Source organism: Streptomyces sp. NPDC026500, from assembly GCF_055567635.1.
Genome location: NZ_JBVHQB010000018.1, coordinates 77642 through 93392, shown reverse-complemented (window position 1 = coordinate 93392; position 15751 = coordinate 77642). Strand labels below are relative to the sequence as shown.

Annotated in this window: 16 protein-coding genes; 7 read left to right on the top strand and 9 right to left on the bottom strand. The window is 71.2% G+C overall.

From position 1 onward, the window contains the following. Positions 1–255 precede the first annotated feature (255 nt). Together ACZ4N5_RS29285 and ACZ4N5_RS29280 are read left to right on the top strand one after the other, a co-directional pair. The gene (locus ACZ4N5_RS29285) at positions 256–1440 is read left to right on the top strand and encodes a 4-hydroxybenzoate 3-monooxygenase (RefSeq protein ID WP_467760142.1); all 1185 of its coding nucleotides are present in this window, start codon (positions 256–258) and stop codon (positions 1438–1440) included. 258 nt (positions 1441–1698) lie between these two features. Next, positions 1699–2580: a Bax inhibitor-1/YccA family protein gene (locus ACZ4N5_RS29280; protein ID WP_467760038.1), complete on the top strand. Its 882-nt coding sequence runs from the start codon at positions 1699–1701 to the stop codon at positions 2578–2580. A gap of 104 nt (positions 2581–2684) precedes the next feature. Here ACZ4N5_RS29280 and ACZ4N5_RS29275 read toward each other — a convergent pair whose 3' ends face one another. Continuing rightward, the gene (locus ACZ4N5_RS29275) at positions 2685–2915 is read right to left on the bottom strand and encodes a DUF4287 domain-containing protein (RefSeq protein ID WP_103550712.1); all 231 of its coding nucleotides are present in this window, start codon (positions 2913–2915) and stop codon (positions 2685–2687) included. A 104-nt stretch (positions 2916–3019) separates the two neighbouring features. On the opposite strand from ACZ4N5_RS29275, the gene ACZ4N5_RS29270 reads away from it, so the two are divergent. Further along, positions 3020–3331, top strand: coding sequence for a hypothetical protein (locus tag ACZ4N5_RS29270; protein ID WP_355846047.1), 312 nt, complete (start codon positions 3020–3022; stop codon positions 3329–3331). A 148-nt stretch (positions 3332–3479) separates the two neighbouring features. Here the strand turns inward: ACZ4N5_RS29270 and ACZ4N5_RS29265 are convergent, their stop codons facing one another. From ACZ4N5_RS29265 to ACZ4N5_RS29255, 3 genes are all read right to left on the bottom strand, one after another. Further along, positions 3480–4286, bottom strand: a complete 807-nt coding sequence (locus ACZ4N5_RS29265) for a hypothetical protein (RefSeq protein WP_467760037.1) — start codon at positions 4284–4286, stop codon at positions 3480–3482. 283 nt (positions 4287–4569) lie between these two features. After that, positions 4570–5790, bottom strand: coding sequence for an acetyl-CoA C-acetyltransferase (locus tag ACZ4N5_RS29260; RefSeq protein WP_467760036.1), 1221 nt, complete (start codon positions 5788–5790; stop codon positions 4570–4572). A gap of 650 nt (positions 5791–6440) precedes the next feature. Continuing rightward, positions 6441–7469: an SGNH/GDSL hydrolase family protein gene (locus ACZ4N5_RS29255; protein WP_467760035.1), complete on the bottom strand. Its 1029-nt coding sequence runs from the start codon at positions 7467–7469 to the stop codon at positions 6441–6443. A gap of 143 nt (positions 7470–7612) precedes the next feature. Between ACZ4N5_RS29255 and ACZ4N5_RS29250 the strand changes: the two genes are divergently transcribed. Further along, the gene (locus ACZ4N5_RS29250) at positions 7613–9007 is read left to right on the top strand and encodes a cystathionine beta-synthase (RefSeq protein WP_467760034.1); all 1395 of its coding nucleotides are present in this window, start codon (positions 7613–7615) and stop codon (positions 9005–9007) included. Positions 9008–9623: 616 nt separating this feature from the next. Here the strand turns inward: ACZ4N5_RS29250 and ACZ4N5_RS29245 are convergent. Beyond that, the gene (locus ACZ4N5_RS29245) at positions 9624–10061 is read right to left on the bottom strand and encodes a hypothetical protein (RefSeq protein ID WP_467760033.1); all 438 of its coding nucleotides are present in this window, start codon (positions 10059–10061) and stop codon (positions 9624–9626) included. A gap of 163 nt (positions 10062–10224) precedes the next feature. Here ACZ4N5_RS29245 and ACZ4N5_RS29240 point away from each other — a divergent pair, with 163 nt between their 5' ends. The 3 genes from ACZ4N5_RS29240 to ACZ4N5_RS29230 all read left to right on the top strand — a co-directional run bounded on the left by ACZ4N5_RS29240 (position 10225) and on the right by ACZ4N5_RS29230 (position 13537). Beyond that, entirely contained in the window at positions 10225–11892 is a 1668-nt protein-coding gene (locus tag ACZ4N5_RS29240) for an aromatic amino acid ammonia-lyase (protein WP_467760141.1), read from the top strand. A gap of 53 nt (positions 11893–11945) precedes the next feature. Then, complete coding sequence (locus tag ACZ4N5_RS29235; RefSeq protein ID WP_467760140.1) at positions 11946–12815, top strand: MurR/RpiR family transcriptional regulator; 870 nt, start codon at positions 11946–11948, stop codon at positions 12813–12815. A gap of 152 nt (positions 12816–12967) precedes the next feature. After that, the gene (locus tag ACZ4N5_RS29230) at positions 12968–13537 is read left to right on the top strand and encodes a hypothetical protein (RefSeq protein ID WP_467760139.1); all 570 of its coding nucleotides are present in this window, start codon (positions 12968–12970) and stop codon (positions 13535–13537) included. A gap of 11 nt (positions 13538–13548) precedes the next feature. On the opposite strand, the gene ACZ4N5_RS29225 is transcribed toward ACZ4N5_RS29230, so the two are convergent. The 4 genes from ACZ4N5_RS29225 to ACZ4N5_RS29210 all read right to left on the bottom strand — a co-directional run bounded on the left by ACZ4N5_RS29225 (position 13549) and on the right by ACZ4N5_RS29210 (position 15737). Next, positions 13549–13923: a roadblock/LC7 domain-containing protein gene (locus ACZ4N5_RS29225; RefSeq protein WP_467760032.1), complete on the bottom strand. Its 375-nt coding sequence runs from the start codon at positions 13921–13923 to the stop codon at positions 13549–13551. A gap of 14 nt (positions 13924–13937) precedes the next feature. Further along, entirely contained in the window at positions 13938–14456 is a 519-nt protein-coding gene (locus tag ACZ4N5_RS29220) for a roadblock/LC7 domain-containing protein (RefSeq protein ID WP_467760031.1), read from the bottom strand. A gap of 64 nt (positions 14457–14520) precedes the next feature. Next, a complete protein-coding gene (locus tag ACZ4N5_RS29215; RefSeq protein ID WP_467760030.1) occupies positions 14521–15333 on the bottom strand; it encodes a transcriptional regulator in 813 nt (270 codons plus the stop codon). Then, on the bottom strand, positions 15330–15737 hold the full coding sequence (locus ACZ4N5_RS29210) for a hypothetical protein (RefSeq protein ID WP_467760029.1): 408 nt from the start codon (positions 15735–15737) through the stop codon (positions 15330–15332). Before ACZ4N5_RS29210 ends, ACZ4N5_RS29215 begins: the two co-directional genes overlap by 4 nt. Between the last annotated feature and the right edge of the window lie 14 nt (positions 15738–15751).

The following is a 15751-nucleotide window of genomic DNA, read 5'->3' as shown; positions in this document are numbered from 1 at the left end:
TAAGTCCGGGCGTACATGCCGGTTGAGTCCTGACTGAGGTGGACGCCGAACGGAACTCCGGTCAGCTTGGCGGAGAGTGTGGTTGCACCCGAACCGCGGCGGTGTGCGGGTTTCTGACGTTCATTCAGGTTGCCGGTCCCCCGATGGGTGATCCGGCCGTTGACAGTGGTTCCGTGGCGGCGGAGACTCGCGGGTGATGAAGGTGAAAGAAATTTCACTGAGCGAACGGCGCGAGGGAGAGGTGTGAGCATGGCGATGCGTACCACCGTGGGGATCGTCGGGGCCGGGCCGGCCGGGTTGTTGCTGGCTCGGCTGTTGCATCGCGCCGGGATCGAGTCCGTGGTTCTGGAGAGCCGGGACCGGACCCATGTGGAGCAGCGGCAGCGGGCCGGGATCCTGGAGCAGGGGACTGTGGACGCGCTGCGGGCCGCCGGGGCCGGGGAACGGATGGACCGGGAGGGGCTGCGGCACGACGGGATCGAGCTGCGGTACCGGGGAAAGCGGCACCGGATCGACTTTCCGGCGCTCACCGGCGGGCGCTCCGTGATGGTGTACGCACAGACCGAGGTGTGCAAGGACCTCGTCGCGCTGCAGCTCAAGGAGGGCGGCCCGCTGCTCTTCGGGGCCGAGGCGCTGGCCGTCGAGGGGGCCGAGAGCGACCGGGCCCGTGTGCGGTTCCGGCACGAGGGGCGGGAGGACGTGCTCGAGTGCGAGTACGTCGTCGGGTGCGACGGCTTCTGGGGCGTCGCCCGCAAGGCCGTGCCCGCCGCGCTCTCCCGTACTTTCGAGCGCTCGTACCCCTTCGGCTGGCTCGGCATCCTCGCCGACGTCCCGCCCTCGCACGACGAGCTCGTCTACGCCCGTCACGATCGCGGCTTCGCCCTGCTCAGCATGCGTTCGCCCGTCGTCTCCCGCCTCTATCTCCAGGTGCCCGAGGGGACGGATGCCCGGGCGTGGAGCGACGAGGAGATCTGGGACGAGCTGGAACGGCGTCTGGAGACCGCCGACGACTGGCGGCTGCGACGCGGCCCCGTCACCGCCAAGTCCGTCACACCCATGAGGAGTTACGTCCACGAGCCGATGCGGCACGGCCGTCTCTTCCTTGCCGGTGACGCCGCTCACATCGTGCCGCCGACCGGCGCCAAGGGCCTCAACCTCGCCGTCGGCGACGTCGTCACCTTCGCCCGCGCCCTGATCCAGCTCAGGGACACCGGATCGGCCGAACGGCTCGACGCCTATTCCGAGACCTGTCTGCGCCGGATCTGGCAGACCGAGCGGTTCTCGTACGACATGACGGCCCTGCTGCACCGCGACCCCGCCGCGACCCCCTTCGAGGACCGCGTCCAACTGGCCCGCCTGGAGCGGATCGCGAGCTCACGCGCGGCCGCGACGGACCTCGCGGAGGGGTACACGGGCTTCCCCCTCGGCGAACGGGAGTGAACGGAAGCGGACGGGAACGGGTGGGATCGGGGCGACAGGAATAGGAAGGGATCACGGCGGCTTGAGAGGGCAGGTGATCTCCACGGAGCCTGTGTCACCGACGCTGGTGTCACGGCTTCGTACCAGTGCGGGCGTGCCGGAGGGCACACGCGTACGGTGGCACAACGAGGGAAAGATCCTCCTCAAGCACTAGGGTCATTCCTTTGCCTACCTATTACTCTTGAGCCAAGGTCACGAGGGTGGCCATGGAGGAGCGAAATGAGGAGCAGTAACCCGGTCTTCTCGCGACGGGGGTTCAGCCGCGACAACGGCTACGCGGGCTTCAACGCGGCGCCGCAGGCCGGGGGACCCGCTGTCGGCACGCAGGGGAACCCGTACGCCCAGCAGGGCGGCAACCCCTACGCGCAGAACCCGTACGCACAGCAGGGCCTTCAGTACGGCGCTCCGCCGCAGGCCCCGGCCACCACCGGCCGGATGACGATGGACGACGTCGTCGTGCGCTCGGCCATGACGCTCGGCACCGTCGTCGTCGGCGCCATCCTGGCCTGGGCGCTGCTGCCGGTCTCCGCGACGAGCTACGGCCTGGCCGTCGGCTCCGCGCTGGTCGCCTTCGTGCTCGCGATGGTGCAGTCCTTCAAGCGCGTCGCCTCGCCCGCGCTGATCATCGGGTACGCCGCCTTCGAAGGCGTCTTCCTCGGGGTCATCAGCGAGATGTACAACGCGCGGTGGCACGGCGCACCCTTCCAGGCCGTGCTCGGCACGATGGCCGTCGCAGGCGCCACCCTGCTCGTCTACAAGGCGGGCTGGATCCGAGTGACCGCGCGGTACGCGCGCATCGGTCTGACGATCGCCATCGCGTTCATCGTCGTCATGGCGGTGAACCTGCTGCTGGTCGCCTTCGGTGTCGCCCCGGACGGCGGACTGCGCAGCAGCGGCCCGCTCGGCGCGATCGTCGGCATCCTGGCGATCCTGATCGGCGCGTTCTTCCTGACCCTCGACTTCAAGCAGATCGAGGACGGCATCACCTACGGTGCGCCGAAGGAAGAAGCCTGGCTGGCCGCGTTCGGCCTGACCATGACCCTCGTGTGGATCTACGTCGAGATGCTGCGACTGGTCGCCATCTTCAGCGGCAGAGACTAGTGACGCCGACGGCCGGACAGGCCGTCAGGTGACCTGAAGGGCCCGCGAACCACCGGTTCGCGGGCCCTTCGTCGTCGGGTGCCTGTCGTCTCGGTGGTGCGCGCTCACAGCAGTTTGCGCGCAGCCCTCCTCAGGTCGTACTCGTGAATGATCGCTTTGGCATGGCCGTACGCGAGGTCGTGTTCGGCGCGGAGCCAGCTGACCTTCTCCTCGAAGCGGAAGAGGGCGGGTCCTTCGTCGACGGTGCGAAGCCAGTCGGAGATCTCACGACCGGTGCAATGGGGGATGCGGGCGAGCAGGTTGCGATGGGTCTCCTCGGAGAAGACTTGGGACATCGGCGCCTCCGAACGCAAAGGGGATGTAAGCCGGTCCTTCACGCCACCGTGCCTGAGGGTTGGGTTGTTGGCAACAGTCCCGCAGCTGCGCGTAGTCTCGCGGCGTGCTGGATACGACGCCGTTGACCCATGCCGTGGACCATTTCGCCGACCGGTTGCGGGCCGCACCGCAGAGCCGCCTGCAACGAGGTGCCGCGGCTGAGGCACTAGGGCTGGCCAGGGAGTTCGCGCTCCGCACCCAGCGGGTCGAGGACCCGTCGGGGGAGCCCCGGGAGATGCCCGACGCCGGGATGTTCGCCGCCGCCGACCAAATCACGGTCGCCGCGCACGACTTGGCCCTCGTACTGAAGAACGAGGAGGAACTGGCGGAAGCGGTCACGCTCGTGGCGGAGGCACAGAAACGCGCCGGCGTCTGATCCGTTGATCGACTCCGGCGCGGTTGCCCGGCCCCCTCGGCGCGTCGGCCCCCCGGCTCCGGGGGGCGGCCGGGGTGAGGTCGTGCGTTCACGGCGGCGCTGCGCGGTTCGCGAAGGCGCCGTGCGCGTCACCGTGACGCCCGGCGGGTCACAGTGACGCTATGACGCGGTCCGCCAGGATGTAGACGTTCTCCTCGCCGAAGGCGAAGGTCAGGGCGTACGCGCCCGAGACACCGGAGCCGCCGAGCAGGACCGGGGTCTCACCGGCCTCCAGAGCCGCGGCGAGCTGCTGCGCGGTCTCACGGTGGCCCGGGGTCATGCACAGCGTCGTACCGTCGGCGAAGACGTAGACGTCGAGGGTGCCGAGTGGGCCGGGGCGGACGTCCGCCAGCTCCGTACGGGACTCGGCGAGCTCCTCCAGGCAGGCCACCGTGCGTTCGTGGTCGTTGACCACGGGTGACTGGACGGGAACGAAGTCCGGGTGCGATGGGTGACGGCGGCGGGCCGCGGCGAGCTCCGGGGAGTCGCCGGCGGTGCCGGTCTGGAGGAACTCCTCGAGGTCCGTGCCGGCCTCGGCCACCGGCTCCAGGTGCTCCAGGCCCACGAAGTCCGAGTGGCGCGGCAGGAACAGTTCGCTGTCCGGCAGGCCGAGCAGCGAGGGCGCGTCGGAGGCGTCACGCGCCTCCTGGGCGGCCCAGAAGGCCCGCGCCTCGGCGAGCTCCCGCTCCCGCTCGTCGGCGAGCGCCTCGGCCACGGCCATGCGTATCTCGTCCGCGTCGGCGGCTCCTCGCGCGGCGGGCACGAGACCTCGCGCGGCACCGGCGCGGCTCTCGGCAAGTTCACTGTGCAGGGCTGCGACCTGCCGACGCAGACTCTGCAGAGTGTGCAGAACGGCGACGCCCACGGCCGCGGTGGCGGCGGTGGTGAGCAGCAAAGCAATCGGCATGGCGCTCACTGACGTACTCCCGGTTCAAAGTCGGCCCCCGACTTCCTACATCAGCTTGAAGGGCGAACCACCAAACTGTCAGTGCGTAACGTCACGAATAGGACAGGACTTTGGGCCTCGGGTTTAGCTGCGCAACACCTCTGACCTGCGGAAATGGCCATTCGAAGGGACATAGGTCACATCTTGGGGGGGATTGGATCACAAAACGGCCCAGAGTCCCGGTGGTTACGGGCTTCTGGGCCGATTCGTTCACGCTGGGTTCAACTCCCGTTACAGGAACGGGTCACCGCGGTCAGCTGAGGCGCTCGATGACCATCGCCATGCCCTGGCCGCCGCCGACGCACATCGTCTCCAGACCGAACTGCTTGTCGTGGAACTGGAGGCTGTTGATGAGCGTGCCGGTGATGCGGGCGCCGGTCATGCCGAAGGGGTGGCCGACGGCGATGGCGCCACCGTTCACGTTCAGCTTGTCCAGCGGGATGTTCAGGTCGCGGTAGCTCGGGATCACCTGGGCGGCGAAGGCCTCGTTGATCTCGAACAGGTCGATGTCGTCGACGGTGAGGCCGGCGCGGCGGAGCGCCTGCTTGCTGGCCTCCACCGGGCCGAGGCCCATGATCTCCGGGGAGAGGCCGGTGACACCGGTCGAGACGATGCGGGCGAGCGGGGTCAGGCCGAGCTCGCGGGCCTTCGTGTCGGACATGATCACGAGGGCGGCGGCGCCGTCGTTCAGCGGGCAGCAGTTGGCCGCGGTGACCATGCCGTCGGGGCGGAAGACCGGCTTCAGGCCCTGGACGCCCTCCAGCGTCACGCCGGCGCGCGGGCCGTCGTCCTTGCTGACGACCGTGCCGTCCGGGGTCGTGATCGGGGTGATCTCGCGCTCCCAGAAGCCGTTCTTGATGGCTTCCTCGGCGAGGTTCTGCGAGCGCACGCCGAACTCGTCCATGTCCTGGCGGGTGACGCCCTTGAGGCGGGCCAGGTTCTCGGCGGTCTGGCCCATCGCGATGTACGCGTCCGGGATCAGGCCGTCCTCGCGCGGGTCGTGCCAGGTCGACCCCTCCGACTGCGCGACCTCGACCGTGCGGGCCTCGGCGTCGGCGAAGAGGGGGTTGTGGGTGTCGGGAATGCCGTCGGAGGTGCCCTTGACGGACCGCGACACCATCTCGACGCCCGCCGAGATGAAGACGTCGCCCTCGCCCGCCTTGATGGCGTGCAGGGCCATGCGGGAGGTCTGCAGGGAGGAGGAACAGTAACGCGTGATGGTGCAGCCCGGGAGGTGGTCCATTCCCATCTGCACGGCCACGATCCGGCCGAGGTTGTGGCCCTGCTCGCCGCCGGGGAGGCCACAGCCGAGCATCAGGTCGTCGATGTCCCTCGGGTCCAGCTCGGGGACCTTGGCGAGGGCTGCCTGGATGATCGTGGCGGTCAGGTCGTCGGGGCGCACGTCCTTCAGGGAGCCCTTGAAGGCACGGCCGATCGGTGAGCGGGTGGCTGAGACGATCACGGCTTCGGGCATCACGGCTCCATTGGCGTACGGGAAGTGTGCAGGGCTGATTGGGAAGTTACCCGCACGTACCGTCGAGGTCACCGGTCTTGGTGTGTGACACCGGACGCACTTTTCTAAGCGCTTGCTTTTCTCTGGCGGGGGCGCCTTCTGCGGGGGGCCCGTTGCACGGGGGCTTGGTGAGGGGTGAACCCCCTCTTGGGCCGGCCTTTCTGGGGCTCTGCCCCAGACCCCGCTCCTCAAACGCCGGAGGGGCTGGATCTGGGCTCTGCTGATGTGGGCCGTGCCTTGACCCCGCTCTTCGAAGGCCGGAGGGGCTGGATCTGTGCTGTGCCCTGGCCTCGCTTCTCGAACGCCGGCTGGATTTGGGCTCTGCCCTGGCGCCGCTCCCCAAACGCCGGAGGAGCTGATCTTTCGCTCGCCCGGGCTGGTTCTTCGCCGGCCGGGGTGACGGGCTCAGGGGCGCGGGGAACTGCGCGACCAGCCCCCACGCACCCGCACCCGCAACTGGGCCCGCGGCCCCGGAACCCGGGACTGCCGCACCCGCAACTGGGCCCGCGCCCCCGGAACCCGGGACCGCCCCGGAACCCGGGATCGGTTCCGGGGTCGGTTCCGGGGTCGGGAAGCCGTCCCGGGGTCGGGGAGTCGTTGATCTGGAGGGGTCAGTTGTAGGGGGTTGGGGCTGGGTCTGTGGCGGGGAGGCGTTGGCGGCGGCGGCGTTTGAGGAGGGCCCAGGGGCCGCGGGGGCCGGTGGGCATGGCGGCGGCGACCTCGGTGCCGGGCTCGGAGGCGGCTTCGGCTGCCGCACGGGCGACCGGCAGGAATCCCTCGTGGCGCGAGACGTCCGGACGCTCCTCCTCGGCCGGCCAGAGGCCGAGTGCCGCGCAGACCGTCGGCAGGAGTGCCATGGCCGCCGTGGCGTACCCCTCCGCCGAGGGGTGGTAGTGGTCCGGGCCGAACAGCTCGCGCGGGTTCGCCTCGAACTCGGGGCCCAGCAGGTCGCCCAGCGACACCGTACGGCCGCCCTGCTCGACCGTTCCGATCGTCTGGGCCGCGGCCAGCTGGCGGGACGCGCGCCGGGCCAGCCAGCGCAGCGGCTGCTGGACCTGCTCGACCGTGCCCAGGTCGGGACAGGTGCCGACGACCACCTCGGCACCGGCCGTGCGCAGCCGGCGTACCGCCGCGGACAGGTGACGCACGGAGCGCGTCGGCGGCATCCGGTGCGTCACGTCGTTCGCCCCGATCATGATCACGCAGATGTCGGGCAGTCGCGAGGTGTCCGTGAGGGCGAGGGCGACCTGGCGGTCCAGGTCGTCCGACTGGGCGCCGGGCAGCGCCACGTTGCACAGCTCCACCGGCCGCTCGGCCACCGCCGCGAGCCCGGAGGACAGCAGGGCGCCCGGGGTCTGGCGGGCCCGGCGCACCCCCTGTCCCGCGGCCGTCGAGTCGCCGAGCATCGTCAGGCGCAGCGGGGATTCGTCAGCGGAGGCACCGGCGTAGTCGTACCCGTAGAGACCGTCCGCGCGCGGGGCGTAGGGAGCGTGCCCGTTGCCCACATGCCGCTTCGCGAGCTGCACCTCGGCCAGCACAAGACCGACGGCCGCCGCACCCACCAGTCCGACCCCGCCCCCGCCGTACGCCGCGCCCGCAGCGATCCGCCTGGCCACCCTCGCCCTCGACAAGCTCGACATCCGTCGCCGCCACCTCCTGTAGCCGTACAACCACTGCTTGCCCCGAAGAGCGGGTGGGCCAATCTCAACGGCGCGTGAACGGCTGTTCAGGGCCGTAGGCTGACGGGACCATTCCTGTTGAAAACGCAGCTCCGGAGACAACGGTGCAATTCCACGACTCGATGATCAGTCTCGTCGGCAACACCCCGCTGGTGAGACTCAACAACGTGACCGCGGGCATCCAGGCGACCGTCCTGGCGAAGGTTGAGTACTTCAACCCCGGCGGATCCGTGAAGGACCGCATCGCCCTGCGCATGATCGAGGCCGCGGAGGAGAGCGGCGCCCTCAAGCCCGGCGGCACGATCGTCGAGCCGACCAGTGGGAACACCGGTGTGGGGCTCGCCATCGTGGCGCAGCAGAAGGGGTACAAGTGCATCTTCGTGTGCCCCGACAAGGTCTCCACCGACAAGATCAACGTGCTGCGCGCGTACGGGGCCGAGGTCGTGGTCTGCCCCACCGCCGTCGACCCGGAGCACCCGGACTCGTACTACAACGTCTCCGACCGGCTGGTCCGGGAGACCCCGGGAGCCTGGAAGCCCGACCAGTACTCCAACCCGAACAACCCCCTCTCGCACTATCACTCGACCGGCCCCGAGCTGTGGGAGCAGACGGAGGGGAAGATCACCCACTTCGTCGCGGGTGTGGGGACCGGCGGCACGATCTCCGGTACCGGCCGGTATCTGAAGGACGCGAGCGACGGAAAGGTGCAGGTCGTCGGCGCCGACCCCGAGGGGTCCGTGTACTCCGGCGGCTCCGGCCGGCCCTACCTCGTCGAGGGCGTCGGTGAGGACTTCTGGCCGACCGCGTACGACCGTACGGTCGCGGACGAGATCGTCGCCGTGTCCGACAAGGACTCCTTCCAGATGACGCGGCGGCTGGCCAAGGAGGAGGGGCTGCTCGTCGGCGGCTCCTGCGGCATGGCCGTGGTCGCCGCGCTGCGGGTCGCCGAGCGCCTCGGCCCCGACGACGTCGTGGTCGTGCTGCTCCCCGACAGCGGGCGCGGATACCTCAGCAAGATCTTCAACGACGAGTGGATGGCCGACTACGGCTTCCTGGAGGACACCGGCCCGAGCGCCCGTGTCGCCGACGTGCTGAACGACAAGGCGGGCGCCACGATCCCCTCGCTCGTCCACATGCACCCGGAGGAGACCGTCGGCGAGGCCATCGAGGTGCTGCGCGAGTACGGCGTCTCGCAGATGCCGATCGTCAAGCCGGGCGCCGGCCACCCGGACGTGATGGCCGCCGAGGTCATCGGGTCGGTCGTGGAGCGCGAGCTCCTCGACGCGCTGTTCACCAAGCGGGCGTCGCTGGACGACCCGCTGGAGAAGCACATGTCGTCGCCGCTGCCGCAGGTCGGTTCCGGTGAGCCGGTCGCCGACCTGATGTCCGTGCTCGGCCGCGCCGACGCCGCGATCGTGCTCGTCGAGGGCAAGCCCACCGGTGTCGTCAGCCGGCAGGACCTGCTGTCGTTCCTGGCCAAGGGCGGCACCAGGGCGTGACTCCCGCGTGACTGCCGGGGCCCGCGGGAACGTGCCGGGGCCACGGGAGACAACCGGGGTGCGCGCCGGGCAGTGGCCCGGGGCGCACGGGTGACGGTCAGAGGCATCGCCGGGCGCAGAACGTTCGGTCGTTCGGGGTCCGAGCGGGATATTTGTTCGAAGTGTCGGATCCGTGTGGATCTTCAGGCTCCGGCCGAGGTGAACTTCGCGGAAGTGGTACGAGCGCGTCACGTCCGCGCAGCACCCGCTTAACACGGGTCCGGCACATTGATGGGTGTCGGCAGGGCGGGAGCGGCTCCCCGCCCCGGCCGGCGCCAAAACGGCGCCAAGGACCTCCGGAGCGGCTCCCGGACCTCCATGGACGCCTAGGACGCGTAAGCCCGGTCCTGACCCGGCCCGCGTCCCTCGCGGGGACCGCCGTCGTCCCGCCCCCCGGTATCGGGGGTGCGGCGGTCCCCGCGCAACACGTCGAAGGGCCCGGCACTTGTCTCAAGTGCCGGGCCCTTTCGTGCGCCGTACGAGGCTGCGCGGCGCCCGTTTCCCCGTACGGGCGGGGCTCCGCGGCGCACCTACCCCGCCGTGCGTCGGCCAAATTCCTCGCGCCCATGCGCTGCGCCTACCCCTCCCAGTCCGACTCCGGCCGGGTCTTGCGGCGGCCGAAGAAGCCCGGGGAGAGGCGCGCTGCCTGGACCACGTTCACGCCCACGATGCCGACCCAGGCGACGAGCAGTCCGGGCAGGTGGGCGATTCCGCCGCCGATCGCGGACAGCGGGACCGCGAGGACGAGCGAGACGATCCCGAAGCCGAAACGCTCGCCCCAGGAGTCGGACGACTGGGGCGAACGCGCGCCGCGCGCCACCACCATCTGCTGTTCGGCGAGCTGGCGCCGCACCCGGCGGTCGACGGCGCCGTCGAGATGCTGCTCGACCTTCTCCAGGAACGAGTCGACCAGCGCCGATTCGTACTCGTCGCCGAGTTCCCTGCGGGCGTGCAGGGTGGCGTTGAGTTCCTTCTTCAGTTCCGCGTCGTCATGGCGGGCTTCCATACCGGTCATGTTCATCACGTTAGGCAGCCGAGGTCCGAGTGGCACTGGGGATAGCCCCCCTGTTGCGACTGGGCCGAGCCCCCGGCAGGTGCCCCTTGCCGGGTCTGCATATCGTCATGCAGAGTTCTCGGTACCTGAATAGAAAGGTGTGCGCGTGGTGTCGTCTCGGATCATGGCCACGTCCTGTGCGGTGACGCCTCCGGCGGACGTCGCGCTCGTGGTCCTGGACGGTCGCGGCACCGGTGTCGACGACGTCGTACGGCTCGCCGACGGGGCCGCGCGGCCGGTCCCCGGCACGGATGCCATGAAGCGCGTCGAGGAGTCCTGGTGCGCCGCCCGGCAGATCGCCGCCACCGGCCGCGTCTACGGCCGCTCCACCGGAGTCGGCGCGAACCGGAACGAGGACGTGCCGACGGAGGCCGCCGCCGGCCACGGCCTGCGCCTGCTGCGCAGCCACGCCGGCGCCATCGGCGAGGAACTGCCCGCCCGGCAGATCCGCGCGATGCTCGCCGTCCGCGCGAACCAGCTCCTCGCGGGCGGCGCGGGACTGCGGCCCACCGTCGTGACGGCCCTGTGCGAGGCGCTGGAGAACGGCGCGTACCCGGTCGTCAACGAGTTCGGCTCGGTCGGGACCGGGGACATCGCCGCCCTGGCCCAGGTGGGCCTGGCCCTCGCGGGGGAGCACCCGTGGAGGGGGCCGGACGGTTCGCTGGTGCGGTCCGGTGGGGCGGACGGGGATGGGGAGGGAGCGGTCGTCGGGGTCCCGAGGGCCGGGGTCCCAGGAGCAGGGGAGTGGTCCCGGGCGGGTGCGGGTGGATCCGTGGTGCCGGCCGGCGGAGGGCCGGAGGCCTGGTCCGGCGGCGTGGCTCCCGAGCCGCAGGCGCTCGACAACAACGACGCCCTCGCGCTCATCAGCAGCAACGCGCTCACCCTCGGGCAGTCCGCGCTCGCGCTGCACGAACTGCGCGGGCTGATCGGCGCCACGCAGGTCGTCGCGGCCCTGTCGCTGCTGGCGGTCGACGGGTCCCACGAGGCGTACGCGGCGCCCGTGCACGCCGCCCGGCCGCACCGGGGATCGATCGAAGTGGCCCGCCGGATGCGGGAGTTGATCGGCGCCGCGGACCGGCCCACGCCACCGCTCGGGCGGATCCAGGACCCGTACGGCTTCCGCTGCCTCCCGCAGATCCACGGCCCCGCGCACGACGCGGCGGACGCGCTGGAGACGGTCCTCGCCGTGGAGATCAACGCCGCCGCGGAGAATCCCCTCATCTCCCCGGAGGACATGGCCGCCTACCACCACGGTGGCTTCTACCAGGCCCAACTCGCCCTCGCGCTGGACCACTTCAGGCTCGCCGTCACCCAGGTGGCACGTCTGTCCACCTCCCGCCTGTCCACCCTCAACGAACCCGCCTACACCCGGCTTCGCCCCTTCCTCGCCGACCACGAACCGGCGTCCTCCGGCGTGATGATCCTGGAGTACGCAGCCGGTGCCGCACTCGGTGACCTGCGGGCCTTCTCCGCGCCCGCCTCGCTCGGTCACGCTGTACTCTCCCGGGGCGTCGAGGAACAGGCGAGCTTCGCCTCGCTCGCCGCACGTCAGACGCTGCGGGCGTGCGGTGCGTACCGTCTCGTCGTCGGCTGCGAACTGGTCGCCGCGGTGCGGGCGCTGCGCCAGCGCGATCTGCGGCCCGACCCGGAGCTGCCGGCCGGGCGGGCAATGGAACTGGCCGAGGCGGTGCTCGACGCGGAGCAGGCCGACCGGCCGCTCACGGACGACGTGACGGCGGCCGCCGCACTGCTCGACCGGTTCACGGACATCTGGAGGGGGAGCACGTCATGAGCACGGGCAGCGGTATGGCCGGGGGCAGCGACAAGAACGGGGACGGCAGGGCGATGGGGGACGGCGGCGTGGAGAGCGACACGGGTGTGAGCGACAGCCCCGCCGGGCGGCTCCAGGCCCTCTTCGAGGGGCGCCGGCTGACGCCGACCCAGCGGCGCATCGCCCACAGCATGGTGCGGCGCGCCGCCGACGTGCCGTTCCTGTCCAGCGTCGAACTCGCCGAACTCGCCGGAGTCAGCCAGCCCTCCGTCACCCGCTTCGCGGTCGCCCTCGGCTTCGACGGCTACCCTGCGCTGCGCAGGCACCTGCGCGAGGTCGCGCCCGCCGAACCGGCCACCGACACCGCCTCGTACAACGAGTACCAGCAGGCCGTCGAGGCCGAGATCGAGAACCTGCGCCACCTCGCGGCGGTGCTCGCCGATCCGCGCCCGGTCGCGAGAGCGGGACGCCTGCTGGCCGCGTCCCGTCCGCTGCCCGTCCTCGGGCTGCGCGCCGCCGCCTCCCAGGCCTACGGCTTCGCCTACTTCGCCGCCAAGGTGCACCCCGACGTACGGCTGCTGCACGAGGGCGGCACGATGCTCCAGGACCGCATCGACGCGGCCGTCCGGGCCGGGGCCACCTCCCTGCTGTGCTTCGCGCTGCCCCGGCACCCGCGCGAGGTCGTCGACGCCCTGGGCTACGCGAAGGAGGCCGGGCTGACCGTCGTCACGGTCGCGGACTCCGCGTTCGCTCCGGTGGCGAAGGTGTCCGACCTGCTGCTCCCCGCCGCCGTCGGCACCGGCCTCGCCTTCGACACGGCGTGCGCGCCGATGCTGCTGGGCCGCGTTCTGCTGGAGGCCATGTGCGACGACCTGCCGGACGCGCAGGCGCGGTTGGAGCAGTTCGACGCGCGGGCCGCGGTGCGGGGACTGTTCGTCGAGTAGGCGCCGAATCCCGAATTCGGGCGTGCGAATTCGGGTGTTTCTCAGACTCGTCTCACCTTCCGTGGCTAGCCTGCGCGCCCAGAGACACACGGGCGCGGCGGCGGTCGGCGACGTACCCGTGGGCGTGAAGGCGCTGAGACGGGAGGCAGATGGTGGCGCGCGGAGGACAGGGGTTGGCCCGGATGGCCGTCGTGGTGCGGGCCGGAGCCGCACCACTGTGGTGGAGCGGGGTGCTGGCTGCCGGAGTCGGGGTGGTCTTCCCCGGACTGACGGGGCGCAGGATCGGCGTCATGGCGGGGGCCGCGCTGTTTCTCGTCGCGGCGGCCGTGGTGCCGTACTGGCGCAGGAAGCGGTACGCCGCTCTGGTCCGCTCCGCCGTGCGTGCCAGTAAGCACGATGTGCTCCAGGACCGTGCCGTGACGGTTCGCAACTGGCGCCGGGGCCACCGCTGGTGGCTGCTCCTCGCCTTCGCGGCAGCGCTGGGCAGCTCGTTCGCCGTGCCCGCCGCGGGCGGCATGCTGCTCGCCGGCGCGGGCGTCGGACTGTGGCTGAAGGCCGGCCGGCTCGGGCGCCTGGAGCGGGCCGAGCAGGCGCTGATCTGGGTGCGTGTCGACTGGCTCGGCCCGCGCGCCGGTGCCCCTGTGGGCAAGCCGGTCCGGGCCGTCCGCGCCACCGGAGTGGCGGCGGGCGACGCCGCGCCCGGTGGGGCGCGACGTCGCTGACCGGCCCGGAACTAAACCTCCAGGTCGGCCTCGATCCTCTTCAGTTGGTGCCGGGCCATCGCCAGATTGGCGCGCTTCTGGTCGAGCACCAGGTACAGGAAGAGGCCGTTTCCGCCACGCCCCTTGATCAACCGGATCAGGTGGTACTGGTCGGAGAGCGTGATCAGGATGTCCTCGATGTCGCCCTTCAGCCCCAGGTGCTCCATGGTGCGGAGCTTGGCGCGGACGACGTCCGTGTTGCCGGCGGCCGCGACGGTGAGGTCGAAACTCTTGCTGCCACCGATCGTGCCCAGCGCCATTCCGCTGGTGTAGTCGACGAGGGCGGCTCCGGTCGCGCCCTCGATGGACGCCAGTGCCTCTTTGAGCGCGGTCTCGGTGTTCGTCATGATGCTGTGCTCCTTCAACTCTCTGATGTTCTCGGGTGGTTGGTGGCAGGGGTAGAAGTGGGGCGCGCGGCGGTCGTGCCGCGTGCCGTGCGTGTGCGCGATGGGGCCGACGAGGGCTTCGCAGACGGCTTGGGTGGGTCGGCGACCAGCTCGCCGCGTGCTGTGGCGGCGTCGACGAGCTCCCCGATCCGGGTGCCGGAACGCCGCCCCTCCAGGTGCAGCCGGCCGACATTGACCCGGTCCTGGGCCAGCAGCGTCAGGACGGCGGAGCCGCCTGCCGCGTAGGTCGCCACATAGCCGTGCACACCGCGGACCAGCAGTTCACGCAGATCGCCGTGCCCGGTTGACTCGGCCATCCGTATGGCGACTCCCAGTGCGGCCGCGGTGAGCGCGGCCAGGCCGTCCGGTTCCACACCGGGCGTGTCGTGGGCGAGGACGAGACCGTCGGCGCTGGCCGCGAGCGCTCCGGTCAGCTGGGGCACGCGGGCCCTCAACCGATGGAGTTCGTCGAGGACTTCGGGTTCCGCCGCCATCAGCAGTCTCCTCTCGGCACGCTGTCGTAGCGCGCGGATCACAAGGCCTCCCGCGGGTTGGGACTCACAAGGCCTCCAGCGCGTCTCTGAGTCGTCGCAGCAACGCGACGTCGGGATCGGTGGAGGTCTGGGTGAGCACGCTGGGCGGGGGGAGCGGCTGCGGTGGCGGAGCGGCCGTCACGAGTCCGGCGGCGGCGAGTCGGCGCAGGTCGACGAGCGTGTGGAAGGCGGGCCGTCCCAGCGCGAGGGACACGTCCGCCGCCGTGCGGACGCCGTCCACCCGGCCGAGGACGGCCTCCTGGCGCAGCGGCACCGTCGGCCCCGCGGCGAGCAGGGCGCGCCGGAGCGGCGCGGTGTCGGTCGCCGGGTCGGGCCATATGCGGTGCAGGAGTTCGCGCCGACGTACCGTCTCGCGCTCCAGCGCGGCGACGGGGACGGGGCGGAGCGGGCCGAACCAGTGCGCGGCGCCGTACCGGAAGCGGCTCGGAGTGCTGCTCGGCCCGAGTACGAAGTACGCCGCGTCGTACAGGGAGCCGAGATGGCACAGCTCCAGCGCGCCCTCCGCGATCCACCCGCTGTCGATCAGGAACCGGCCGACCCGTCGGCGCGCCCCGGCCGCGGCGACCGCCTCCCGCCACACCTCGGCGTCCAGCACGCCGCGGACGGAGAACAGCACGTCGAGCCCCGGTGTGGCCGGGCTCTCGGCGTGCACCACCTCACCGTCGGCGAGATAGAGGGTGCCGCGCTCGCGGATGAGGACGCCGGTGGCCCGCTCCTCGGCGAGGCGGCTGAGCATCGGCGAGGCGCCGGCCGCGGCGCTCGGCGCCCTGTCCCGCACCGGGAGCCGGGGCGGAGGAGGTGTCCTGACCGTGGTCATACGAGCACCAGCCGTCCGGCCATCTCGCCGAGCCGGATGCGTGCCAGGGCGAGATTGCCGTCCGAGCGGGCCAGCCACAGGTGCAGGAAGACGCTGCTGTCGAAGGTGGTCCGGACGAAACGCAGGACGTGATAGCTGTCGCGGTTGCTGATGATCAAGTCTTCGATCGGGGTCTCCTGATCGGACCACTCGGACCAGTCGGAGCCGTCCTTGGGGGCGAACGAGCGGTTCTCCGCGGCGAGCCGGGCCAGCTCGGCGGCCTCGGCAGCGGTCGTCTCGTGGTCGTCTCCCGGTGCGTCGCCCACCGTGCCCAGGGCCAGGCCGCTGGTCCAGTCGACCACCGAGGCACCCCGCGCACCGGGCAGTGTCATGGCTTCCAGCAGGCACTCGTCGATTCCAGGCACCGTGTCTCCCCTCC